Source organism: Cystobacter fuscus DSM 2262, assembly GCF_000335475.2.
GTDB lineage: Bacteria > Myxococcota > Myxococcia > Myxococcales > Myxococcaceae > Cystobacter > Cystobacter fuscus.
In genome coordinates, this window is sequence record NZ_ANAH02000001.1 from 288,773 (window position 1) to 311,936 (window position 23,164).

18 protein-coding genes are annotated in these 23,164 nt (G+C 69.2%); 12 read left to right on the forward strand and 6 right to left on the reverse strand.

The genetic code is table 11. The features are described from left to right. Positions 1 to 15 precede the first annotated feature (15 nt). Complete coding sequence (locus D187_RS01100; RefSeq protein ID WP_002629696.1) at positions 16 to 1,065, forward strand: SMP-30/gluconolactonase/LRE family protein; 1,050 nt, start codon at positions 16 to 18, stop codon at positions 1,063 to 1,065. Between the two features lie 30 nt (positions 1,066 to 1,095). Beyond that, positions 1,096 to 1,701 carry a cysteine hydrolase family protein gene (locus D187_RS01105; protein WP_002629697.1) on the forward strand — a complete coding sequence of 202 codons (606 nt, stop codon included), beginning with the start codon at positions 1,096 to 1,098 and terminating at the stop codon, positions 1,699 to 1,701. Here the strand turns inward: D187_RS01105 and D187_RS01110 are convergent, their stop codons facing one another. From D187_RS01110 to D187_RS01120, 3 genes are read right to left on the reverse strand one after another with little or no spacing between them, the layout of a single operon-like run. Continuing rightward, positions 1,702 to 3,468: a class II glutamine amidotransferase gene (locus tag D187_RS01110; RefSeq protein ID WP_002629698.1), complete on the reverse strand. Its 1,767-nt coding sequence runs from the start codon at positions 3,466 to 3,468 to the stop codon at positions 1,702 to 1,704. An 11-nt stretch (positions 3,469 to 3,479) separates the two neighbouring features. Next, the gene (locus tag D187_RS01115) at positions 3,480 to 4,478 is read right to left on the reverse strand and encodes an alpha-E domain-containing protein (protein WP_002629699.1); all 999 of its coding nucleotides are present in this window, start codon (positions 4,476 to 4,478) and stop codon (positions 3,480 to 3,482) included. Continuing rightward, complete coding sequence (locus D187_RS01120; RefSeq protein WP_002629700.1) at positions 4,475 to 5,950, reverse strand: circularly permuted type 2 ATP-grasp protein; 1,476 nt, start codon at positions 5,948 to 5,950, stop codon at positions 4,475 to 4,477. The genes D187_RS01115 and D187_RS01120 overlap by 4 nt, the downstream gene beginning before the upstream one ends. Before the next feature lie 254 nt (positions 5,951 to 6,204). On the opposite strand from D187_RS01120, the gene queD reads away from it, so the two are divergent. Continuing rightward, positions 6,205 to 6,603 (forward strand): 6-carboxytetrahydropterin synthase QueD, encoded by a 399-nt coding sequence (queD, locus tag D187_RS01125; protein WP_002629702.1) that lies wholly within the window; start codon positions 6,205 to 6,207, stop codon positions 6,601 to 6,603. 6 nt (positions 6,604 to 6,609) lie between these two features. Here queD and D187_RS01130 read toward each other — a convergent pair whose 3' ends face one another. Further along, positions 6,610 to 7,317: an SDR family oxidoreductase gene (locus tag D187_RS01130; protein ID WP_002629703.1), complete on the reverse strand. Its 708-nt coding sequence runs from the start codon at positions 7,315 to 7,317 to the stop codon at positions 6,610 to 6,612. Continuing rightward, on the reverse strand, positions 7,310 to 7,807 hold the full coding sequence (locus D187_RS01135) for a 6-pyruvoyl trahydropterin synthase family protein (protein WP_002629704.1): 498 nt from the start codon (positions 7,805 to 7,807) through the stop codon (positions 7,310 to 7,312). Before D187_RS01135 ends, D187_RS01130 begins: the two co-directional genes overlap by 8 nt. Positions 7,808 to 7,890: 83 nt before the next feature. Between D187_RS01135 and D187_RS01140 the strand changes: the two genes are divergently transcribed. Both D187_RS01140 and D187_RS01145 read left to right on the forward strand, forming a co-directional pair. Continuing rightward, positions 7,891 to 8,877, forward strand: coding sequence for a Rieske 2Fe-2S domain-containing protein (locus tag D187_RS01140; protein WP_043427697.1), 987 nt, complete (start codon positions 7,891 to 7,893; stop codon positions 8,875 to 8,877). Beyond that, positions 8,861 to 9,772, forward strand: a complete 912-nt coding sequence (locus D187_RS01145) for a hypothetical protein (protein WP_051256159.1) — start codon at positions 8,861 to 8,863, stop codon at positions 9,770 to 9,772. Before D187_RS01140 ends, D187_RS01145 begins: the two co-directional genes overlap by 17 nt. Here the strand turns inward: D187_RS01145 and D187_RS01150 are convergent. Next, positions 9,741 to 10,361 (reverse strand): SgcJ/EcaC family oxidoreductase, encoded by a 621-nt coding sequence (locus tag D187_RS01150; RefSeq protein WP_002629707.1) that lies wholly within the window; start codon positions 10,359 to 10,361, stop codon positions 9,741 to 9,743. The two genes, D187_RS01145 and D187_RS01150, sit on opposite strands and share 32 nt — an antisense overlap. A gap of 83 nt (positions 10,362 to 10,444) precedes the next feature. Here D187_RS01150 and D187_RS01155 point away from each other — a divergent pair, with 83 nt between their 5' ends. The 7 genes from D187_RS01155 to D187_RS49270 all read left to right on the forward strand — a co-directional run bounded on the left by D187_RS01155 (position 10,445) and on the right by D187_RS49270 (position 23,088). Next, positions 10,445 to 11,212, forward strand: a complete 768-nt coding sequence (locus D187_RS01155) for an ROK family protein (protein ID WP_002629708.1) — start codon at positions 10,445 to 10,447, stop codon at positions 11,210 to 11,212. A 148-nt stretch (positions 11,213 to 11,360) separates the two neighbouring features. After that, positions 11,361 to 11,609, forward strand: coding sequence for a hypothetical protein (locus D187_RS01160; protein ID WP_002629709.1), 249 nt, complete (start codon positions 11,361 to 11,363; stop codon positions 11,607 to 11,609). Positions 11,610 to 11,709: 100 nt separating this feature from the next. Continuing rightward, entirely contained in the window at positions 11,710 to 12,729 is a 1,020-nt protein-coding gene (locus D187_RS01165; RefSeq protein ID WP_002629710.1) for a ligase-associated DNA damage response exonuclease, read from the forward strand. A gap of 4 nt (positions 12,730 to 12,733) precedes the next feature. Then, a complete protein-coding gene (locus D187_RS01170) occupies positions 12,734 to 14,329 on the forward strand; it encodes an ATP-dependent DNA ligase (protein WP_002629711.1) in 1,596 nt (531 codons plus the stop codon). Beyond that, the gene (locus D187_RS01175; RefSeq protein WP_043427698.1) at positions 14,316 to 16,844 is read left to right on the forward strand and encodes a ligase-associated DNA damage response DEXH box helicase; all 2,529 of its coding nucleotides are present in this window, start codon (positions 14,316 to 14,318) and stop codon (positions 16,842 to 16,844) included. The genes D187_RS01170 and D187_RS01175 overlap by 14 nt, the downstream gene beginning before the upstream one ends. Then, the gene (pdeM, locus tag D187_RS01180) at positions 16,814 to 17,497 is read left to right on the forward strand and encodes a ligase-associated DNA damage response endonuclease PdeM (RefSeq protein WP_043427700.1); all 684 of its coding nucleotides are present in this window, start codon (positions 16,814 to 16,816) and stop codon (positions 17,495 to 17,497) included. Before D187_RS01175 ends, pdeM begins: the two co-directional genes overlap by 31 nt. Before the next feature lie 119 nt (positions 17,498 to 17,616). Beyond that, positions 17,617 to 23,088 (forward strand): nSTAND1 domain-containing NTPase, encoded by a 5,472-nt coding sequence (locus D187_RS49270; RefSeq protein ID WP_051256160.1) that lies wholly within the window; start codon positions 17,617 to 17,619, stop codon positions 23,086 to 23,088. The last annotated feature ends 76 nt before the right edge of the window (positions 23,089 to 23,164 follow it).

The window sequence follows — 23,164 nt, forward strand, 5'->3', positions numbered from 1 at the left end:
TTTCATGGAGACCCCATGCGTTCGTTCCTCCTGGCCGTCACCGCGCTCGTGATGGCGTCCTGCGCCCACCAGGCCCCTGGCTCCTCCCCAGGCTCGTCCTCCACCCCCCTGGAGCTCGTGGCCAGCTCGCCCCGTCAGTGGACGGGGATCGCCGTGTCCCAGAAGGGCCGCATCTTCGTCAACTTCCCCCGCTGGTCCGAGGACGTCCCCGTCTCCGTCGCCGAGCTGAAGGACGGCGAGATCGTCCCCTATCCCAACGCCACCTGGAACACCTGGACGCCCGAGACGCAGGATCCCCAGCGCTTCGTCGCCGTGCAGAGCGTGGTCATCGACGACCAGGACCGGCTGTGGGTGCTGGACACCGGCAACCCCCAGTTCAAGGGCGTCATCACCCCGCCCCGGCTCCACCAGTTCGACCTCGCCCGCGACGAGCTGGTGCGCAGCTACACCTTCGCGCCCGAGGTCTCCTCCGGCGACAGCTACCTCAATGACGTGACGTTCGACACCAAGCGCAACGTCGCCTACCTCACCGACTCGCAGGCCGGGGGCCTCGTGGTGCTCAACCTCGAGAGCGGCAACGCGCGCAAGGTGCTCGCCCAACACCCCTCCACCCACGCCGAGGAGCAGCCCCTCACGGTGATGGGCCGGACGATGAAGAAGCGCGTCCAGTCCGACGGCATCGCGCTCTCCCCGGACCGCGAGACGCTCTACTGGACGGCGCTCACCGGCCACGTGCTGTGGCGCATCCCCACCGCGGCCCTGCTCGACTTCCAGCAGAAGGACGAGGCGATCGCCCCGCGCATCGAGCGCGTGCACACCATCGTCGCCACCGACGGCATCATGTTTGACCGCAACGGGACACTCTGGCTCGGCGGCCTGGAGGACAGCTCCATCCACCGCTACGTTCCCGGGGGTGCCTACACGCAGGTCGTCCAGGACAACCGCCTGCGCTGGCCCGACAGCTTCGCCCAGGGTCCCGATGGGAAGATCTACGTCACCACCTCGCAGATCCACCTGCCCCCCGCGGAGCGCGGCCCGTACGAAATCCACCGCTTCACGCCCTGAAGCTTCCGCTCACCGCCCGGAGGAGTCCCCGTGCCCGACCAGCGTTCCGACACCGCGTTGTTGATCATCGATGTCATCAACGATCTGGAGTTCCCGGGCGGGGAGCGGGTGCTGCCCTGGGCGGAGCGGATGGTCGAGCGGCTCGCCCCCTTCGCGCAGCGCATGCGCAAGGCGGGCGTGCCCGTCATCTACGTCAATGACAACTTCGACCACTGGCGCAGCAACTTCAGCGATGTCTACAAGTACTGCACGCGCCCGGGCGCTCGTGGCCGCAAGGTGGCGCGAGCCCTCAAGCCCGATCCGGACGACTACTTCATCCTCAAGCCCAAGCACTCGGCCTTCTTCGCCACGTCGCTCGTGCCGCTCCTGCAGCACCTGGGCACGAAGAAGCTCATCCTCTCGGGCATCGCCACCAACCTGTGCGTCTTCTTCAGCGCCCACGACGCGCACATGTATGAGTACAAGCTCACCGTGCTCAGCGACTGCTGCTGCGCCGAGAGCGACACCGACCATGATCTCGCGCTGCGGCAGCTCCAGCAGTTCCTGCGCGTGCGCGTCTGCCGCGGCGACGAAATCAAGCAGGTGAAGACCGGGAACCGGCGCCCGGCCAGGAAGAGCCCCCCGTCGAGCAAGTGATCACTTCGCCCCGGGCTCCACGGGCTCGCAGCGCACGGAGACCTCGAGCTTCTCGCCGCCTCCGCCCAGGAAGATGGTGCCCGCGGTGGGCGTGCAGTCCGAGTACTGCCGGCCCACGGCGACGCGCACGTGGTCCGTCTGGGTGAGGATGCCGTTGGTGGGATCGAAGCCCTTCCAGCCCACCTCGGGCAGGTACACCTGCACCCAGGCGTGCGTGGCCTCGGACTGGGCGTGGTTGGCGTGCTTGGGCCCGGTGTAGATGTAGCCGCACGTGTAGCGCGCGGGCACGCCCAACAGCCGCGCCAGGCAGATGAAGACGTTGGCGAAGTCCTGACACACGCCCTGGCGCGCCGAGTACACGTCGAAGGGCGTGGTGCCCAGGTGGGTGGAGCCCTGGACGTAGCGGTACTCCTTGAAGATGCTGAAGTTGATGTCCAGCAGCGTGTCCAGCAGGTCGAAGTCGTTGCGGCGCGCGAAGCTCATCGCGTACTCGACGAGCTCCTCCAGTTGCGTCTCCGGCAGCTCCGGCGGCAGCAGGTAGGGCTGGAGCATGTTGCGCTGCCAGGGCATCCACACGAGCGGCAGCGTGGAGCGCTCGCGCAGCGGGCGGTAGCCCAGCGGATCCGTGTCGCGCAGCTCCACGCGCGAGCGCCCCTCGATGACGAGCTCCGTGTAGGGCGTCTCCACGAGCACCTTGCGCACCCGGTTGCCGAAGACGTCCTCGTACTCGGAGCGCGTCACCCCCGAGGAGAGCGTCACCTCGTGCGAGAGCAGCGACTGGAGCCGGTCATGGGAGGGGGTGAGCCGCAACTTGTGCGCGCTGCGCTCCACGGGCTGCGCGTAGCGGTAGACGGTGCGGTGGTGCACGTCCATCACCCGCACCGAGGCCTCGGGCGGGCGGCGCAGCCGGCGGCGGGCCTCGAACTCGGCGACGGCGGCGGAGGGGACGGCGCCCGCCTCCTGCGCCCAGGGCGGCAGCACCTCGGCGCGCACGGCGCCCTGGCGGAACACCATCAACGCGCCCGGGGGCAGCTGCGTCCAGTTCGTGGGCGTATCGGTGCGCGAGGCCAGGGGATCCGTGCTGACGATGAAGCCCTTGCGGCTCTTGGCCCCACGCCGCGTGAGATCCAACTCCAGGTCCTCGTCGCCGAGGATGAGCCGCTCGTAGGGCGGAGACACCTGCCACACCCAGCACCGGGTGGCCGAGGTGCGGTCCGCGTAGACGCACAGGTCCAGCCCGTCCGAGAGCACGAGCGTCAGCGGACCCAGACCATTCATCTCCTCCAACCAGCCGCGAAGCTGGGCCGGGTCCACGTCGCCCAGCGAGCGCCAGCCCCGCTCCTGCATCCACTCCAGCAGGCGGCAGAAGAGCGCCTCCGAGTCCGTGGAGCCCACCGGCTGGAAGCGCGCGTCCAGGGGAATGGGCAGCCGCTGCTCGAGGCTGCCGCTGTGGGCCAGGATCCAGTCGCGGCCCCAGGCACTGCGGCAGAAGGGCTGGGTGTTGGCCTCGGTGATGGGCCCCCACGTCGCCGTGCGCAGGTGCATGAGGAAGATGGAGGACTCCAGCGGATCCCACGTGCGCACCATCTCACTGCGGATGCTGCCCGCGTGCGGAGCGGCCTCCTTGAGGAGGCTGGCCGCGAGTTCGCCCCCCGGGTAGTAACCCACACCCCAGCCATCCGGCGGCTTGCGGCCTGGAGCCAGGCAGCGCAGGTCGAGGCTGGGGGCGAGCTCTCCTTCGAAGGACAGCGCGAGCAGGTTGAGCATGACGCGCGAATCTAACCAGTCATCACCTGCACGCCCAGCGTTTGGTCGGGGATGACCGGCTTGCGGCCGAAGTACTCCTGGGAGATGAGCGAGCAGAGCTCCGCGGTCCCCTCCACCATGCGGGTGAGCAGGGCGTGCACGGTGGCGTCCGGGCTCGCCAGGGACTGGGGCCGCAGTTCGGCGAGCAAGGGGAGGATGAAGGCGAGGGATTCCCTGCCCGGCTGTCCCTCGACGTCGGGGGGACACAGCCGCACGAGGTAGCGGTACACGGAGTCCAGGCAGTAGTGGACCGAGCGTGGAAAGCGCGAGTCGAACAGGAGGAAGGCCGCCACGGCGTCCCCCGTCACCCGGCCGGAGTGCGTCTTCATGAAGGGCTCGAAGCCGGAGCAGGCCCGGAGCAGGGACAGCCACAGCGTCGTCTCCACCACGGGGTGGCCGGGCTTCATCCCCGAGAAGACGTGGTGGTGCACGTCCAGCAGCCGCGCCGTCTGGCCCACGCGCTCGAGCATCACCCCCAGCCAGATGAAGTCCAGGGGCGTGTCGTGCAGCATGGTGCTGCGGAACAGCCCCAGGCACAGTTGCACCATGCGGCGGATGTGCTGGTAGAAGCCGAAGCGCGACAGGGCGTACTCCTGCTGTCCCGCACCGCCCACCAGCCACAGGTACAGCTCGTTCGTCACCTCCCAGCACTCGCGGCTCACCACCTCGCGGATGGTGCGCGCGCCCTCGCGCGCCTGGGACAGGGTGCTCACGAGGCTCGACAGGTTGCTCTCCTCCCAGGTCATGAAGCCCTGCACGGCCTCGCCATCCGACTCCGCCTCGACACCATGGCGGGCGGCGAAGGCCTGACGCTCGCCGAAGATGGCCAGCACCGGCGTCCAGCAGTGCTCCGAGGCCAGCTCCGCGTCCAGCGAGAGCTGCTCGGTCATCTGCAACACCCGGGCGAGGCTCTCCGCGCGCTCCAGGTAGCGGCCCAACCAGAAACAGTGCTCGGCGATCCGGGCGATCATACGGCCTCCTTCTGCACCCAGGTGTCCTTGGAACCACCCCCCTGACTGGAGTTGACGACATAGGAGCCGGCGCGCAGCGCCACGCGGCTCAAGCCTCCCGGCAGCACCCACGGCCCCTGGGGACCGGTGAGGATGTAGGGCCGCAAGTCCACCCGGCGCGCCACCACCTGGCGCGAGGCCGTGTCCCAGGTGGGGCACGTGGACAGCTCCACCCGGGGCTGGGCGATGTAGCGCCGGGGCTGGGCGAGGATGCGCTGGCGGAACTCGTCGCGCTCGGCCTGGGTCGACTGCGGCCCCATCAACATGCCGTAGCCGCCCGCCTCGTCCACCGTCTTCACCACCAGCTCGCCCAGGTGCTCGAGCACGTACTGGCAATCCTTCTCGCGGGCGCACACGTAGGTGGGCACCTGCTCGAGGAGGGGCTCCTCGCCCAGGTAGTAGCGGATGAAGTCCGGCACGAAGGCATACGTCGCCTTGTCGTCCGCCACGCCGTTGCCCGGCGCGTTGGCCAGGGTGACGTTGCCCGCGGCCCAGGCGCGCACGAGCCCTCGCACCCCCAGCATGCTGTCCGGCCGGAACGCCTCGGGATCCAGGAAGGCATCGTCGATGCGCCGGTAGATGACGTGCACCCGGCGCGGGCCCCGCGTGGTGCGCAGGAAGACCCGGTCATCCTCCACGAACAGGTCCTCACCGTGCACCAGCGGCACGCCCATGGTGCGCGCGAGGAAGCTGTGCTCGAAGTAGGCGGAGTTGTAGGGGCCGGGGGTGAGCACCACCACGGTGGAGCTGTCGGGGGACTCGGGAGAGACGGCGCGCAGCGTCTCCGCCAGCCGGGCCGGGTAGTGGTCCACGCGGCGCACCCGCGCCAGCTCCAGCACCTCGGGCACCACGCGCTTGGAGAGGATGCGGTTCTCCATGACGTAGGACACGCCCGAGGGCGTGCGCAGGTTGTCCTCCAGCACCCGGAACGTGCCCTGGCCGTCGCGAATCAGATCGATTCCCGCGATGTGGATGCGCACGCCGCCTGCGGGCCGCACCCCCCGGAGCCTGGGCAGGTAGAGGGGGGTGTTGAGGATGATGTCCCGCAGCTCGGGCCGCTCGGAGAACAGGCGCTGCCCGTCGTAGACATCGTCGAGAAACAGGCCCAGCGCGCGGATGCGCTGCTCCAGCCCGCGCTCCAGGTGCGCCCAGTCCGGCGCCGAGATGATCCGGGGAATGAGACAGAAGGGGAAGATGCGCTCGGTGCCGCGCCGGTCCGAGTACACCGAGAACGTCACTCCCTGGTTGAGCAGGGCCCGCTCGGCCAGCGTCTGCATGTGGGAGAAGTCCTCGGGGGAGCGCGCTCCCAACACATTCAGCAGCTTCTGGAAGTCCGGGCGGGCGCTTCCATCGGCGCCCATCAGTTCATCGATGCTTCCCGGGGTGGGGGTGTATCCGGCGAAGAGTCCCGGTTCGGGCGGTGGTTGTCTCATCGAGAGGGGGGCTCCGCTGCCCGGACGACAGCGCCCGGGAACGCACGACGCCGTGCGTCAATCCGGAGTGTACAGACCTGCCCAGCAGGCGTACAGGGAGGGGCCCCCCTGCTTCCATGAATGTCGACGGACACGCACCGTGAGCGCGGCCTGAGTCCTCTCATGACGGCCGCGACCCGGGCGAGCCGGGCCGGCGCCGAGGGGGGAAGGCTTGCTCGACGCATGCGCCGGAATGAGGGTACAAGGCCGCCCGAATGGAGTCCGCGACCTTGAGCAAGCCCCCCCTCATCACCGAGATCTCGAAGGAATTCACCTTCGAGGCCGCGCACCGTCTCCCCAACGTCCCCCCCGGCCACAAGTGCGCGCGAGTGCATGGCCACAGCTACCGCATCGAGATCACCCTGCGCGGCCCCGTGCACCCCACGTTCGGCTGGGTGGTGGACTTCGCCGAGCTGACCGCGGCCTGGCAGCCGCTGCAGGCCCAGCTCGACCACCGCCTGCTCAACGAGGTGCCCGGGCTGGAGAACCCCACGAGCGAGCTGCTCGCGGCCTGGGTCTTCGAGCGCGTGAACATCCCCGGCACGCGCGTGACGAAGGTGCGCGTCGCCGAGACCTGCACGTCCTCGTGCACCGTGTTCGCCGCCGAGGGCTGACGCCCCTCAGGTCTCGATCTGCCCGAGGTTGGCGTGGAGCACCGCGCCGTTGAAGACAGGCATCTCCGCGCACCGCAGGAGCACGTCGGCGATCTCCTCCGGAGCGATGAGCCGGCCGTAGGTCATCCTCGCCGCCGTGCTCGCGCGCGCCGCCTCGCTGTCGCCCACGTTCTCGCGCATCATCTCGGTGTCCGTGAAGCCCGGGCAGACGCAGACGGTGTGCACGCGGGTGCCCACGAGATCCTGGCAGGTGGAGCGCATGAGGCCCGCGAGCGCGTGCTTGGACGTCACGTACGAGGCCGCGCCCCGCACCGCCTTCTCCGACAGCGTGGACCCCACATAGAGGATGGAGGAGCCGTCGGTGAGGTAGCCGCGCACGAGGCGATTGAGCGTCGCGGGAGCCACGACATTGACCTCCAGCACCCGCCGCAGGTGCTCCGCGTCGAGCGACAGGGCGTCGTCATGCCCATAGAGGGCGGCGTTGTGCACCAGGCAGACCCGGCCCGGGGAGGAGCCCAGCGCCGTGGACAGGGCCGGCGTGAAGGTGGCCTCCCATCCCGGCACGGAGAGATCCACCCGCACGTCCACCACGCCCGGCTCCGGACAGGGCCGGCGCGAGACATTCATCACCCGCCAGCCCGCCTGGAGGAAACGCGCGGCCGCCGCACGGCCAATGCCCCGGCTGGCGCCGGTGATGATCGCCCAATCAGCCATGGCTGTTCCACTCCCAGGAGCAGTTCTGACCGGGCTCGGAGGAGCACTTCACCACCACGCGCGAGATGCGGCTGTCCCTCATCAGCGCGCCATCGCCCACCAGGTTCTCGCCGAAGAGCCGCGCCAGCTCCTCGAGCGACACGTTCTCCACGGGCAGGATCGTCACGTCCCGCGCGAGGAAGCGCAGTTCCTCGCCATTGAAGCGCGCGAGCACGTCTCCGCGCGCATCCCGCTCCACCTGGAGGTGACGCGAGTGGGCCGGCAGCATGAAGGTCTCGTTCCAGGTGCGGCACTGCTCGAGCGCCATCCGCTTGAAGATGTCGTAGTCGGCGAGCATCCCATTGTCGAGCACCTCGCCCGTCAGCGAGATGAAGACGGCGAAGTTGTGGCCGTGCATGTTCTCGCGGTGCGTCGCGGAGAAGATGGTGAAGTGCCCCGCGGCGAACTTCATGTCTTCTTTGTGCAGCTCAATCGTCGTCGTGCGTGCCATGGCGCAAACCGTTGGCCTTACCATGAAGATCCAACCATCTCAACGCACCGGGCGGGGCCGGCGGGGATGGTAGGTTGCGCGCCATGGCGGTCACTGTCGTGGCAGGCACGGAGGGCATCCGTCACATCGAGCCGGCCCGGTTGCACTCCTGGTACGCCGTCTGTCCGTCCGAGTCCCTGCACCCCGGACAGGTGATCGGCTGGAACCTCGCCGGGCGAGAGTTCGCCATCTTCCGGACACGGGGCGGTCAGGTCCAGGCGCTCGCGGCCCACTGTCCGCACCTGGGGGCCCACCTCGCGCGGGGCACCGTCATCGGCGAGCACCTGCGCTGCCCGCTGCACCACCTGCGCTTCGACGGCAGGGGCGTCTGCCGTGCCGCGCCAGAAGGCTCTGGAATAGCGGCCCGCCCCACCCAACGGGCCTTCCCCGTGGTGGAGCGGCATGGGCTCGTGCTCGTCTTCAACGGGCCCGTGGTCCTCTTTCCGCCTCCCCAGGTGGGCGCCCCCGAGCTGCGCTGGCACGCGGGCACTCCCGTGTCCGTGGGCTGCTCCTGGCTGCCGCTCGTGGCGAACGCCTTCGATCTGGAGCACCAGGTCACCGTGCACCACCGCGCCCTGCGCGGCCCCCCGCTCATCGAGCGGCCCGACCCCTTCACCCTCAGGCTGCGCTTCACGTCGCGCGTCACGGGCCGGGCGCTCCATGATCGGATGATGAAGGCGCTGTCGCGCGACCACATCCAGGTGACGCTGACGCTCCATGGAGGAACGCTCCTCTCGGTGGAGAGCGACCTGGGACGCACCCGGAGTGCCCTGCTCGCCGGGTTGCACCCGGACCCCGGCGGCATGTCGGTGTTGCCGTCGTTCGCCGCGCCCCCGAGCGCCGTTCCGGGACTCACCCGGCCACGGCTCGCCCTGTCGCGATGGCTCTTCACGTCGTTCCTGCGCGGGGATCTCTCCGTGCTCCAGGGAATGCGCTTCCGCCCGGCCGCCGCCCGGGAAGATCCCGTGCTGGCGTCCCTGCTCGACTTCACCGCCCAACTGCCAGAGGACCCGGATGACGCGCCCGCCTGAGGACTCGTCCGTCCAGGCCCTCCCCCTCCCGGCCCTCCGCGTGGAGGCACTCTGCGCCCGGGAGATGTACCGCTTCTCCCGCCGTCACCCGCGCTACCTCCTGGCCGCCCTGGGGCTCTACGGCGCCTCCGTGCCCCGCTGGAGCGCCCTGCGAGGAGCCCGCGTGGGCTTCTGTTTCCTCCAGCTCGTGGACGACGTGCTGGACGGAGACCGGGCGGTCGTGGGCGAGCCGCTCGATTGGGTGGACGCCCTGCTCGTACGGCTGGAGGCGGAGCGCGGCGGTGACGAGGACGTGGCCACCATGCTGGGCCGGGTGTTCCTCGCGGAGCTCCGGGACGAGGGGGCACGGGCGGACGCGCTCCAGCTCGTGCGCACCATGCGGAGGGACCGGGTGCGCGTGCGCGAGCGCCAGGAGCTCGACGCCGCGGCGCTGCGCGCCCACCACCGGGACACCTTCCGGTTGTCGGTGGACCTGATGCTGCACACGGCCCGTGCCGAGGTGCGCACCCTGGACGCCCCCTCCCTGCTCGACGCGTTCGGCTGGTGCTCGGCGATGCGCGACCTGCGGGAGGACCTGGACAAGGGCCTCTCCAACGTCCCGGCCGAGGTGGCCCGGGCGGTGCGGGCCGAGGGCTCGGACCCCTGGGACGCCGAGGCCCTGGTGGGCTCGGTGGCCGGACGGGAGTGGCTGGTGGCCGAGCACGGCCGCGCGCGCGTCCTTCTCTCCCAGACGGGCGCGGAGCTGGCCGCGCTCGGAGATCGGCCCGGGGTGGCCCTGTTGCGGCTGTTCCACCGCTCCATCGAGGGCTTCTGGACGAAGCGGCTGCCCCGGCGACTGCCGTTCCTGCGCGCCCCCGCGAGTGTCAGGGATTCCCTCTCGGGTGCCCCGCCGTGACGCGGCCGAGCACGAAGCCCACCCCCAGCATCACCACCGAGACGACAGCGCCGATGCTCAATGACACACGCTCCACCTTGTCGAGCACGGGGTTGTCGAACACATTGGTGGAGTAGTGGAAGGCGGCGATGAGCCATTGCTCGCCCTGCTTCACCAGGGCGCAGCTCCAGCGGCCGTGGACGACGAAGTCCGAGCCATCCGCGAGCACGTAATGATCCGTCGAGGAGCCCTGGGCAAGGCCCGTGGTGCCATACAGGCGCGTCAGGCCATCCACCTCGAACTTCGTGGTGAGCTTGTCCACCACGCGGCCCGGTCCGATGAGCATCTTCTCGTAGTAGGCGCGGATGGCGCTCTTGCCCACGCGCACGTCGTTGTTCATCGTGGTGAAGACCACGTCCTCGGTGACGTGCGAGAGCAGGCGGTCCACGTCCCGAGCGTTGAGCGCCTGCTCCATGTCGTTCTCGAGCGCGCGCAGGACCTCGTGCGCGGCCGCGTCACCCGCCGCCTCCAGAGGCACCTCTTGCGCGTGGGGCGCCGCGGGCATGCCCAGCACCCAACACAGCATCAACCCCACGACCATCCGCTTCATGGCGTCTCCTGAAAGGACGTCACTCTAGCCCACGCGGCACCCTCATCCGCTTGTACACTGACGCTCCACCCCTCGGAGGATGGATGTCCCAGAAAGCTCCCCAGCCCAGCCCCCGCAAGAAGACCGTCCGCGAAACCCATGCCACCGGGCCGCGCACCCTGGCCATCGACATCGGCGGCTCGGGACTCAAGGCGCTCGTCCTCGGACCCGAGGGAAAGGCGCTCGACGAGCGGCGGCGGGTCAAGACGCCCAAGCCCGCCACCCCCAAGGCGGTGCTGCGCGCGATCGAGAAGCTCATCAAACCCCTGGGAGACTTCGAGCGCGTGTCCGTGGGCTTTCCGGGCGTGGTGGAGGAAGGCGTGACGAAGAGCGCGCATAACCTCCACCCCGATTGGGTGGGCTTCAACCTCGCCGAGGCCGTGCACCAGCTCACCAGGCGCCCCGTGCACGTGCTCAACGACGCCGGCGTCCAGGGCTTCGGCGTCATCGAGGGCAAGGGCCTGGAGATGGTCCTCACCCTGGGCACCGGCATGGGCTGCGCCCTGTACATCGACGGCAAGTACGTGCCCAACCTGGAGCTGGCCCACCACCCCTTCCACGGAGGCAAGACCTACGAGGACTACGTGGGCCAGGCCGCGCTGGATCGCGTGGGCAAGAAGAAGTGGAACAAGCACGTGGAGCGGGTGCTCCAGCAAATCCAGCCCATCTGGAACCCGCGGCAAATCTACGTCGGCGGAGGCAATGCGCGCCTGCTCGACATCAAGCTGCCCCCCAACGTGAAGATCACCGAGAACATCGCCGGGCTGCTCGGGGGCTTCGCGCTCTGGAAGGACGAGCCCCGGCAGCGCTGAGCATCCGCTCGGCACCTCGCCCGCCCTCCCAGCGGCCCATGCGGGGAGGCGCGGTGCGGCACCCTCACCATCCGATGCACACCTTGGGGGAACACGCGCCTCCCCTCCCGGGAGCGCGAGCGGGTTCTCTCACCAAGGGAGCGACGTCATGGACGAGAAGGAATACCTCAACCGCAGGATGGGCATCCCCTTGGACCCGGCCAAACAGAAGGATCCCGAGGAGCACGGCGACCGTGTTCCCGCCGAGGGCCGGGCCGAGCATCTCAACGACATCACGGAACAGAATGGCGGCCAGCGCTCGGAGGCGGGCCCGCCGTGGAACGATCGCAGTCTGGAGCGCGGCTTGTCGCATGAGTTCGACAAGTACGGCGGACGCGGCAAGCCGAAGAAGAAGTAGCGGGCGCCCCCCGGGCAAGCGGGGGGCCAGGCCATCGCGACGACGTCCCATCCCGGCGCCGCGCCCGTGCGCGGCCGTTATCTCCAGGAGCTGGATGCCCATGGCCCGTTCCGCGACCCGACAGCCGCTCGTCACGGTGACCCCCGAGGGGCTCTACTGCCCCCAGGGGGATTTCCATATCGACGCCTGGCGGCCCGTGAACCGCACCCTCATCACCCACGCGCACGGCGACCACGCCCGCTGGGGCAGTCAGCAGTACCTCGGCACCCGCCCCTCGCGCGGCCTGCTGCGCAAACGCCTGGGCGCGGAGGCTGACATCACCACGCTCGACTACGGGGAGTGTCTCACCATCGGTGGCGTGACGGTGAGCTTCCACCCGGCGGGCCACGTGCTGGGCAGCGCGCAGATCCGCCTCGAATACAAGGACGAGGTCTGGGTCGTCTCCGGCGACTACAAGCGCGACGCGGACCCCACGTGTCTGCCTTTCGAAGTGGTGCCCTGCGACACCTTCATCACCGAGGCCACCTTCGCGCTGCCCATCTACCGCTGGGACGACACGCGGCGCGTGGCCGAGGAGGTGTTGCGCTGGTGGGACGCCAACCGCGAGGCGGGCCGGGCCTCGGTCCTCTTCTGCTACGCGCTGGGCAAGGCGCAGCGGCTGCTCGCGGAGCTGGCCCGCGTCACGGACCGCGAGGTGTTCGTGCACGGGGCCACGCACGCGCTCGTGGAGCTCTACCGCGAGGCGGGTGTGCCCATGCTGCCCACCCGCCCCGTGTCCGAGGCGGAGAAGGGCACGTCCTACGCGGGAGCGCTCGTGCTGGCGCCGCCCAGCGCCGCGGGCTCCACGTGGATGCGCCGCTTCGGCGAGCACGAGACGGGCTTCGCCTCGGGGTGGATGCGGGTGCGCGGCAACCGGCGCCGCCGCGGCTATGACCGGGGCTTCGTCCTCTCCGACCACGCGGACTGGCCGGGGCTGTTGCGCACGGCGAAGGAGACGGGCGCCTCGCGCGTGCTCGCCACCCACGGCTCCAGCGACACCCTCTCGCGCTACCTGCGCGAGAACCTCGGCATCGACGCCGCCCCCCTGGCCACGCCCTTCGAGGGCGAAGCGGAGGACTGAATCCATGCGCCGGCTCGTGGATCTCTACGAGACACTCGACTCCACCACCTCCACCAACGCCAAGGTGGACGCGCTCGTGGCCTACTTCCGGCAGACGCCCCCCGAGGACGCCGCCTGGGGGCTGTTCTTCCTCACCGGCCGCCGCATCAAACGGCTCGTGCCCTCCAAGGCCCTCAAGCAGTGGGCGCGCGAGCTGAGTGATACCCCCGAGTGGCTCTTCGACGAGGCCTATGCCTCGGTGGGAGATCTCGCGGAGATCATCGCGCTGCTGCTCGACTCGGCCGAGCAGCCCCAGGTGACCGAGGAGCTGTCCCTGTCTCGGTGGATGGAGGAGCGCATCCTGCCCCTGGGCGGACTGGCCCTGCCGGAGCAGCGCGAGCGCATCACCGGCTGGTGGCACACGCTGCCGCGCCGCGAGCTGTTCATCTTCAACAAGATGCTCACCGGCGAGCTGCGCGTGGGCGTCTCGGACACGCTCGTGGTGCGCGCGCTGGCGCAGTACGCCGGGCTTCCCCCCGCCGCCGTGTCCCACCGCCTCATGGGCACCTGGGCCCCGAGCCGCGCCTTCTTCGAGCAGCTCGTCGCGCCGGACGTGTCCGACGGGGATCGCTCGCGCCCCTACCCCTTCTACCTGGCCAGCCCCCTGGAACAGCCCGTGGAGGGCCTCGGGGACCGCTCGGAGTGGATGGTCGAGTGGAAGTGGGATGGCATCCGGGGCCAGCTCATCCACCGCCAGGGCGGCATCTACCTGTGGAGCCGCGGCGAGGAGCTGGTCACCGAGCGCTATCCGGAGATCGCCAAGGCGGCCACGAGCCTGCCTCCGGGCACCGTGCTCGACGGGGAGATCCTCGCCTATGAGGATGGACGGCCCCTGCCCTTCGCCCGCCTGCAGCGGCGCATCGGCCGCCAGAAGCTCACCGCCAAGGTGCTCGCCGAGGCCCCCGCGGTCTTCATGGCGTACGATCTGCTCGAGGACAAGGGCGAGGACGTGCGCGCGCTTCCCCTGCGCGAGCGCCGGGCGCGGCTCGAGGCGCTGCTGAGCGACAAGCCCCAGTTCCCCATCTCCCCCCGCATCCCCGCGGACACATGGGAGGAGCTGACCCAGGCCCGCCGCGAGTCGCGCGAGCGCAACGTGGAGGGCTTCATGATCAAGCGGCTGGAGTCGCCCTACCAGCACGGCCGCAAGCGCGGGGACTGGTGGAAGTGGAAGATCGATCCCTTCACCGTGGACGCGGTGCTGCTCTACGCGCACCCCGGCCATGGCAAGCGCGCCGCCCTGTACACGGACTACACCTTCGCGGTGTGGAAGGGCGAGGAGCTGCTGCCCGTGGCCAAGGCATACTCGGGACTGACGGACGAGGAGATCTCCCGGCTGGACCGGTGGATCCGCGCCCACACGAAGGAGAAGTTCGGCCCGGTGCGCTCGGTGGAACCCGCCCAGGTGTTCGAGCTGCACTTCGAGGGCATCGCCGCCTCGCCCCGGCACAAGTCCGGCGTGGCCCTGCGCTTTCCCCGCATCGCCCGGTGGCGCTCGGACAAGGCCCCCAAGGACGCGGACTCGCTCGACCAGCTCAAGGAGCTGATCCATGCCCCCACCTAGGCGCGCGCGCACCAGCTCTCCGCGCACGGCCGCGCCCCGGAAACGCGCGGCACGCAAGGCCGTGCCTCCCGCTCCGCCACCGGAGGCGCGCGCCCTGGGGGTGGACGCCTGGTTCGAGTCGCGCGGGTGGACGCCCTTCCCCTTCCAGCGCGAGGCCTGGGCGGCGTATGCGCGAGGAGAGAGCGGCCTCATCCACGTGCCCACGGGCGCGGGGAAGACGTATGCCGCTTACCTCGGCCCGCTCGCGGAGGTGGCCGAGCGCCGTGAGAAGGGCTTGCAGATCCTCTACATCACGCCGCTGCGCGCGGTGTCGCGGGACATCGAGCTGGCGCTCCTGGCGCCCCTGTCCGCCTTCGACGCCGACATCACGGTGGAGAGCCGCACGGGAGACACCTCGAGCAGCATCCGCCGCAAGCAGAAGGACCGGCTGCCCGAGGTGCTCATCACCACGCCCGAGTCCCTCTCGCTGCTGCTGTGCCATGAGCGCGCGCACGAGCTCTTCGCGCCCCTGCGCTGCGTCATCGTGGACGAGTGGCACGAGCTGCTGGGCAGCAAGCGGGGCACGCAGGTGGAGCTCGCGCTCGCGCGGCTGCGCCGCTTCGCGCCGGGGATGCGCACCTGGGCGCTGTCGGCCACGCTGGCCAACCTGGACGAGGCGGCACGCGCCGCCGTGGGCCCGAGCGTCACGCCGAGCTTCGTGAGCGCGGGGCTCGAGCGGCCCGTGCACATGGAGACGCTCCTGCCGGACAGCGTGGATGCCTTCCCATGGGCGGGCCACCTCGGCATGACCATGCTGCGCAAGGTGTCGGACTGGTTGGATCCGGCGCACCCCACCCTGCTCTTCACCAACACGCGCTCCCAGGCGGAGCGCTGGTACGAGGGGCTGCGCTTCCTCCGCCCCGAGTGGGAGGGAGTGCTCGCCCTGCACCACGGCTCCATCGACCGGGACACGCGCGAGGCCGTGGAGCGGGGGCTCAAGGACGGGAGCGTGCGGCTCGTGGTCTGCACGTCGTCGCTCGACCTGGGAGTGGACTTCGGCCCGGTGGAGCGCGTGGTGCAGATTGGCAGCCCCAAGGGCATCTCCCGCACGCTCCAGCGCGCGGGCCGCAGTGCCCACCGCCCCGGGGCTACCGCGCACCTGCTCTTCGTCCCCACGCACGCGCTGGAGCTGGTGGAGATGGCGGCGGCCCGCGACGCGCTCGCCCTCCGGGAGGTGGAGCCCCGCGCGCCCCTGCGCCAGCCGCTCGACGTGCTCGCCCAGCACCTCGTCACCTGCGCGCTCGGTGGTGGCTTCGTCCGCGAGGAGCTGCTCGCCGAGGTGCGTGACACGCACGCCTACCGCGACCTGGGCGAGGAGGACTTCGACCGCGCCCTGCTGCTCGTGACGGAAGGAGGCCCCACGCTGCGCGCCTATCCGCAGTTCCACCGGGTGCGGCGCGTGGAGGAGCGCTACGTGGTGGCGGACGCGCGCGTGGCGCGGCTGCACCGGCTCAACGTGGGCACCATCGCCTCGGACGCCACGGTGGAGCTGCGCTACTGGACGGGCGGGCGGATCGGCACGGTGGAGGAGTCCTTCGTGAGCCGGCTGCGTCCGGGAGACACCTTCCTCTTCGCGGGCAAGCGGCTGGAGTTCAGCCGGATGAAGGATCTCACCGCCTACGTGAAGGTCGCGAAGCAGCGCGCCTCGGCCACGCCCCGGTGGCACGGGGGACGCCTACCGTGGTCGGGCTCGCTCGCCACCGCCGTGCGCCGCGCCTTCCACGCCGCGCGCGAGGGACACCTGGACGCCGCGGAGCTGCGGGCGGCCCGGCCCGTGTTGGACGTCCAGGCCCGGCTGTCACGAGTGCCCGCGAAGGACGCCTGCCTCGTGGAGCTGTGCCGCACGCGTGAGGGCCACCACCTCTTCCTCTACCCCTTCGAGGGGCGGCTGGTGCACGAGGGGCTCGCGGCGCTGCTCGCCCTGCGCCTCACGCGGCTGCAAAAGGCCACCTTCAGCCTCGCGGTGAATGACTATGGGTTGGAGCTGCTGAGCCCCTCACCCTTCCCCTTCGAGGAGGCGCTGCGTCCCGCGCTCTTCACGCGAGAGCGGCTGGTGGAAGACATCCTGGAGAGCGTCAACCTGAGCGAGCTGGCGCGGCGGCAGTTCCGCGACGTAGCGCGGGTAGCGGGACTGGTGATGCCGGGGCTGCCCGGGGCGCGCAAGTCCACCCGGCAGATTCAAGCGAGCACGGGCCTGCTCTATGACGTCTTCGCGCGCTACGAGCCGGACCACATGCTGCTCGTCCAGGCGAGGCGGGAGGTGTTGGAGCAGCACTTCGAGCAGGTGCGGCTGGTGAGCACCCTGGAGCGGCTGGAGCGCACGCCGCTGGAATGTGTCCACGTGCCACGGCCCACGCCGTTGGCCTTTCCGCTCGTCGTCGAGCGCATGGGCGCCACCGTGTCCAACGAGACGCTGTTGGATCGGGTGCAGCGCATGAAGGAAAAATGGCTGCGAGAGGACTCCCTGTCCGCCTAGGCGGCACCGAGGTGGAGCTGCGTCCCGAGCGCGCTCTGTACTGGCCCGAGGCGGGCGTGCTCGCGGTGGCGGATCTGCACTGGGGCAAGCCCGAGAGCTTCCACCAGCACGGCATTCCCCTGCCCACGGGCGTGCTGGAGGACGACCTGGCGAGGCTGTCCGCCGCGCTGCATGCCACGGGGGCGCGGCGGGTGCTGCTCGTGGGGGATCTCATCCACTCGCGCCGGGGACTCACGGCGGACGTGGTGGAGCGCGTGACGGCCTGGCGCGAGGGCCACGACGTGGAGCTGGTGCTGGTGCGCGGCAACCATGACCGGCACCTGGAGGCACTGCCGCCCTCGTGGCGCATGCGGCTGGTGGAGTCACACCTGGACGAGGGGCCGTTCCGCTTCGCCCACCACCCGGAGCCCGCCCCGGGGAGGTATGTCTGCGCGGGCCACCTGCACCCCACGGTGCGGCTGAGCACGGGCGCGGACCGGCTGCGCCTGCCATGCTTCCACCTGGGTCCTCAGGTCGGAGTGCTGCCCGCATTCAGCGCCTTCACGGGTGGCCTGGACATGCGGGCGGGAGAGGGAGAGCGGCTCTTCGTCATCGCGGAGGACGCCGTGGTGGAACTGCCTCCCGCGCGCTCCACGCGCCGAGCGCGCAGCTGACACGGGAGGGCTGATCATCAGCACACGGTCCACTGGACTCCCCGCGAGACCGCGAGTTGTTCTGTTGGCCAATGCGATACTCTGGCTTCGATGTGGCCCGGCCGGACCTCGAACGAGGTTTGGCAATTGTCATTGGCATCAACACCTACGCGCACGGCATCCCGCCCCTCTCCAATGCCGTCCGGGACGCCAGCTCCGTCGCGGACGCACTGGAGGGCCAGGGCTTCGAGGTCATCTGCCTGCTCGATGACCAGGCATCCCTGTCAGCCCTCACCACCCTCCTGTCCCAGCAACTCGCCTCCCTCCAGCCGCCCCCGGACAGGCTGCTGGTCTACTTCGCCGGACATGGGCTGGCGCACACCGACGAACACCACCACCTCTCGGGTTTCCTGCTGCCCGCCGATGCCCGCCGTGACGACTTCTCTTCCTACTGGCGCATGGACGCGCTCCGCGAGGCGCTGCGTGACCTGCCCTGCCGCCATCTGCTGCTCATCCTCGACTGCTGTTTCGCGGGGGCCTTCCCCCACTCTTCCTCAAGGGACCTCCGCGCGCCCTCCCTCCCCGCGCCCCTCTTCCTCGAGCGCTTCCGCCACTTCTCCTCCCGCCGCTCCTTCCAGCTCCTGGCCTCCACCGCCCACGACGAGCTGGCGTCCGACAGGCTCCTGGCCAAACCCTCCCAGGAGTCGCTCGGCGACGGACACCACTCGCCCTTCGCCCTCGCACTGCTCCAGGCCCTCCAGCACCCCTCCTCCGCGGACACCAACCAGGACGGCCTGATCACCGCCTCCGAGCTCTACACCTTCCTGCGCGACAGGCTGATCGATCTGCTGCCCGTCCACTGCCAACAGACTCCCGCCCTGTGGCCCCTGGACTGGCATGACAGTGGCGAGTTCCTCTTCCTCCTCTCGGACACCTTCCCCACCCTGCCCCTGGCGGCACCGCTCTCCCGGCACTCCAATCCCTATCTGGGCTTGAGGCCCTTCGCCTCGGCCCACCGGCACCTGTTCTTCGGCCGCGAACGCCTCATCGATTCACTGCTCGGGCACCTGCGCGTCCAACCCCTGTTGCTGCTGTGCGGCCCCTCCGGTGTGGGCAAGTCCAGCGCCGTCCACGCGGGCCTCCTGCCACGGCTGGGCGACGACCCCACCTGGCGTGTTCCCCGCTCCCTGCGTCCCTCCGCCCAGCCACTCCACGCGTTGTCCTCCTGGCTCGCCTCGATGGAGCCCGGCCCCTCCGTGCCCTCGGCCACGGGCCTCGCCGTCAATCCCCACGTCGCCGCCGCCTGCGTCGTCTCCTTCCTCACCCGTAATGAGGACCTGTCGCTCCTGCTCGTCGTCGATCCCCTCGAGGAGCTCGTCACGACCTGTCCCGATGACGCCACGCGCCGCGCCTTCCTCCAAGCACTGGGCGCGCTGCTCCAGCTCTCCCACCCTCGGCTGCGAATGTTGTGGTTGCTGCGCTCGGACTTCGAGCCCCACTTCCACTCCCTGCTCTCGCCCTCCGGAGTGACTTCCGCGCGCTGGCACGAAGGCCGCCTTCCACTGCCCCCCATGAACCGGGACGAGTTGCGGCAGTGCATCGAGAAGCCCGCGGAGAGCTGTGTCCTCTTCTTCGAGCCAGGGCTTGTCGAGCGCCTGCTGGATGACGTGGATCAAATGCCCGGGGCCCTGCCCCTGCTCTCGGTGGCCCTCAGCGAGTTGTTCGACGCCTGTCTCGCCAGTGGCCGGGAGGATCGCACGCTCTCCTTCGAGGACTACCGGAGCATTGGCGGTGGCATCGCGGGCGCGCTCCAGCGCCGGGCCGAGCTCGTCTTCGCGGGCACGCCGCCACCCGCGTCCGACGGACAATCCCTCCCTCCACTCCCCCGTCTAGGGGAACTGCCCGCCTTCCAGCACACGCTGCGCAACGTGTTGCTGCGCATGGTGTCTCCCGAGGAAGGAGGATTGGCGCGCCGCAGGGTTCCCCGCGCCGAACTGGAATACACCCACCCGGAGGAGAATGACCGCGTCCAGCGGGCCCTGCGCACGCTCGAGGCCTGCCGCCTCGTGGTGGCCAGCGATGACGGCGGCCCTTGCGTCGAGCCCGCGCACGATGCGCTGCTCTCCGCCTGGCCTCGGCTCCACGACTGGGCGCTCCAGGCGAGGCGCGAGTTGTTGTCGCTGCGTCGCGTCTCCCATGCCGCGTCCGAGTGGCACCGCCACGGCCGGGACAGCGACTTCCTCTGGGCGGATGGACGGCTGGAGCAACTGGGCCTCGCGCCGGTGGCCCTGCGCCGCGCGGCCCTGCCGCTGGCCCTGGGCAACGTGTCACCCGGGAGCCAGCCCACCGAGCCCCTGGTCTTCAACGCCACCGAGAGTGGCTTCCTCCGGGCCAGCGCGGTGCGCCGGCGCGTCCTGCGCGCCCGTCGCTCCTCGGTCGCACTCACGGTGGGCATCGCCCTCGTGCTGCTCACCATGGTGGCGCTCATCCAGGCCAACAGGGCTCAGGCCAAGGCCGGGGAAGCCGAGGCCAGTGCCTGGGAGGCCCAGCGACGCAAGGAAGACGCCGAGTCCAGCGCGAGGGAGGCTCACGAGCAGAAGGAGAAGGCCGAGAGCCTCGCCGAGGAGGCCCGGAGGCAGGAAGCCGCCGCCGTGAGCAACTTCGCGGAGGCCCAGCGGCAACGGGAGTCCTCCGAGCGCCATGCCCACGAGGCACTCGAGCAGCAATACCGCGCCGAGGCCAATGCTCAGGAGGCCCTGACCCAGAAGCTCCTCGCCGAGGCCAATGCCCACGAGGCCCAGCGACAGCAGGAGCTCGCCGAGGCCAACGCCCAGAGGGCGCGCGAACAGCAGTACCTCGCTGAGATAAACGCCCAGGAAGCCCTCTCCCAGAGGAACTCCTCCGAGTCCAATGCCCGGGAAGCGCGCAGACAACAGGAGACAGCCGAGGCCAATGCTCGGGAGGCCCAGCGGCAGCGGGAGAACGCCGAGGCCAATGCACGAGAGGCCCAGCGGCAGCAACGGACCGCCGAGTCCAATGCCCAGGAAGCACTCGAACAGCAGCGGACCGCCGAGTCCAATGCCCAGGAAGCACTCGAACAGCAGCAGATCGCCGAGGCCAATGCACGCGAGGTCTTGCTCCAGAAGGAGATCGCCGAAACCAATGCCCTGAGGGCACACGTTCAGCAGGAAGCCGCCGAGAAGAATGCCCTTGAAGCACGCAAGCAGCAGGAAGCCGCCGAGAAGAATGCCCTTGAAGCACGCAAGCAGCAGGAGTTGGTCCTGGTCAACGTCCGGATATCCCGTGCGAGAGCCCTCATCGACAAGAACCCCACCCAGGCGCTGTTGGTTCTGCGCGAGGTGTATGGCATGAATGAGGCGTCGGACAACGAATGGTTGCAGTCCGCCTTGCAGGTCAGCCACCACATCGTCAGTCAAAACGTCTTCATCGGGCACAACGGCAGCGTTGAAATGGTCCAACTCAGCCCCGATGGCACCCACGTCCTCACGGTCTCGGACGACGGTACTGCTCGCCTCTGGCGCGCCGACGGAACAGGTCAGTCACGCGTCCTCTCGAGCCATAGTGGAGCAATGAACTCCGCCGTCTTCAGCCCCGACGGTTCCCTTATGCTCACTGTCTCAGATGCTGGCACAACTCGCATCTGGAGCGTCACGGATACGACCCAGCCCCTCCACATCTTCAAGGATCCTGAGAACGCGCATGTGAGGTCTGCCATATTCAGCCCCGGCGGAAACCGCATCCTCACCACCTCGGATAGCGGCACCCTTTACCTCTGGAATGTGAAAGGAGAGGATCTCGTCAAGTTCGAGGGCCACACGGACAGGGTGACCTCCGCCGTCTTCAGCCCCGATGGAAACCGCATCCTCACCGCCTCCAGTGACGGAACCGCCCGCCTCTGGAGTTTAGAAGGACAGGAACTCCACAAGTACAATGGCCATCAGGACGAGGTGACCTCGGCCAGCTTCAGTCCCGATGGGGCCTATGTTCTCACGTCTTCAGCCGACTACACCGCTCGTCTCTGGCGCATCAACGGGACAAAAGCGCAGCACGTATTCCGTGGTCATTCAGCACATGTGAATACAGCCACGTTCAGCCCCGACGGCTCCCTCATCCTCACCGCAGCAGACGACAACACTGCTCGCATCTGGCCTGCCAATGGTTCGCGAGAGCCACTCGTACTCTCGGGCCATTCGGGTTGGGTGACCTCCGCAGTCTTCAGCCCTGACGGCTCCCTCATCCTCACCGCCTCCAGTGACGGAACCGCCCGCCTCTGGCCCACCTCTGGCATGAAGAACCCCATCATACTCTCGGGCCATTCAGACTGGGTGAACTCAGCCACGTTCAGCCCCGACGGCTCCCGCATCCTCACCGCCTCGATTGACGGCACCGCTCGCCTCTGGAGAATCCGGGGACAGGGACAGGGCATACGGTTCTTCTTCAACCCGCCAGACGCGAACATGCCCGCGACTATCAGCCCCGAAGGAACCCGCATTCTCACCTCCGCCCCTGATGGCACTGTTTACCTCTTCAGCATCAACGGCACGAGTCAGCGGATGGACATCCTCCAGGGTCACAAGCACCCCGTGAATACGGCCACGTTCAGTCCCGATGACTCTCTCCTCCTCACCGCCTCGGACGACGGCACCGCTCGCTTATGGAACGTGCTGGAGTTGTGGCAGCCCCCCCGCGTTATGCATGTCAACAAAAGAAATGGGGTGACTTCCGCCATCTTCAGTCCCGACGGATCTCGCATCCTCACCACCTCGAACGGCCCCGTCGTTCGCCTGTGGCACACCTACAGCTCAGAGGATGAGCCATTCCTCCGCCTCAAGGGACACAAAGGCCCGGTGACAATCGCCGCCTTCAGCCCCGATGGTAGCCTGATTGCCACCGGCGCGGAGGATCACACGGTGCGCCTCTGGCGCGCCGACCGGGAGGAGCCGCCTCGACTCCTCAATGGGCATGAGGGAAGCGCAACTTCCGCCACATTCAGCCCCAACGGGGCCTACATACTCGTCGCCTCCGAGGATGGACAGGCCCGCCTCTGGCTTACCAGTGATACGACAAAACCACTGCGCGCCTTCAGTGGCTCCACCAACCCACTGAACTCCGCCACATTCAGCCCGGATGGCTCCCTCATCCTTACCGCTTCTGACGATGGCATCGCTCGCATCTGGCGGACAGACGGCACCGGCAAGCCGATCATCCTCGAAGGACACACAGGCCCGGTAAGCTCTGCGAGCTTCACCCCCGATGGCACGCGTGTCTTCACTGTCTCCGACGATACCACCACCCGTCTCTGGTCTTTGGATGAACAGAGCACACCACTCGTTCTACGGCCTGAGGAGAATCAGGATAAGTGCCGTGTCGACGCGCATCTCACACGGGATGGGACGCGAGCCCTCACAGTGTGCGGAAATGGATTGGTCCGCATCTGGCCCCTGCGACCCGAACCCCTGCGCGAGTACTTCCAGACGGCCACCACGGCCTGCCTCTCCGCCCTGGAGCGGATGGAATACCTGCTCGAGACTCCCGCCGTGGCACGCGCCGCCCATGAGCGCTGCGAGCGGAAGCACGGCCGAGCCCCCTGAGCCTCGTCTTCACGAACCTCCAGGCGGCCCGTCTCTTCCCGGGAGGCGCCGTGCCCGGTACCACGACGAGCATGCG

Coding starts and splice junctions, on each gene's coding strand:
- D187_RS01100 (WP_002629696.1), top strand. CDS start 16: ATGCGTTCGTTCCTCCTGGCCGTCACCGCGCTCGTGATGGCGTCCTGC.
- D187_RS01110 (WP_002629698.1), bottom strand. CDS start 3,468: ATGCTCAACCTGCTCGCGCTGTCCTTCGAAGGAGAGCTCGCCCCCAGC.
- D187_RS01115 (WP_002629699.1), bottom strand. CDS start 4,478: ATGATCGCCCGGATCGCCGAGCACTGTTTCTGGTTGGGCCGCTACCTG.
- D187_RS01120 (WP_002629700.1), bottom strand. CDS start 5,950: ATGAGACAACCACCGCCCGAACCGGGACTCTTCGCCGGATACACCCCC.
- queD (WP_002629702.1), top strand. CDS start 6,205: ATGGAGTCCGCGACCTTGAGCAAGCCCCCCCTCATCACCGAGATCTCG.
- D187_RS01130 (WP_002629703.1), bottom strand. CDS start 7,317: ATGGCTGATTGGGCGATCATCACCGGCGCCAGCCGGGGCATTGGCCGT.
- D187_RS01135 (WP_002629704.1), bottom strand. CDS start 7,807: ATGGCACGCACGACGACGATTGAGCTGCACAAAGAAGACATGAAGTTC.
- D187_RS01140 (WP_043427697.1), top strand. CDS start 7,891: ATGGCGGTCACTGTCGTGGCAGGCACGGAGGGCATCCGTCACATCGAG.
- D187_RS01145 (WP_051256159.1), top strand. CDS start 8,861: ATGACGCGCCCGCCTGAGGACTCGTCCGTCCAGGCCCTCCCCCTCCCG.
- D187_RS01150 (WP_002629707.1), bottom strand. CDS start 10,361: ATGAAGCGGATGGTCGTGGGGTTGATGCTGTGTTGGGTGCTGGGCATG.
- D187_RS01155 (WP_002629708.1), top strand. CDS start 10,445: ATGTCCCAGAAAGCTCCCCAGCCCAGCCCCCGCAAGAAGACCGTCCGC.
- D187_RS01160 (WP_002629709.1), top strand. CDS start 11,361: ATGGACGAGAAGGAATACCTCAACCGCAGGATGGGCATCCCCTTGGAC.
- D187_RS01165 (WP_002629710.1), top strand. CDS start 11,710: ATGGCCCGTTCCGCGACCCGACAGCCGCTCGTCACGGTGACCCCCGAG.
- D187_RS01170 (WP_002629711.1), top strand. CDS start 12,734: ATGCGCCGGCTCGTGGATCTCTACGAGACACTCGACTCCACCACCTCC.
- D187_RS01175 (WP_043427698.1), top strand. CDS start 14,316: ATGCCCCCACCTAGGCGCGCGCGCACCAGCTCTCCGCGCACGGCCGCG.
- pdeM (WP_043427700.1), top strand. CDS start 16,814: ATGGCTGCGAGAGGACTCCCTGTCCGCCTAGGCGGCACCGAGGTGGAG.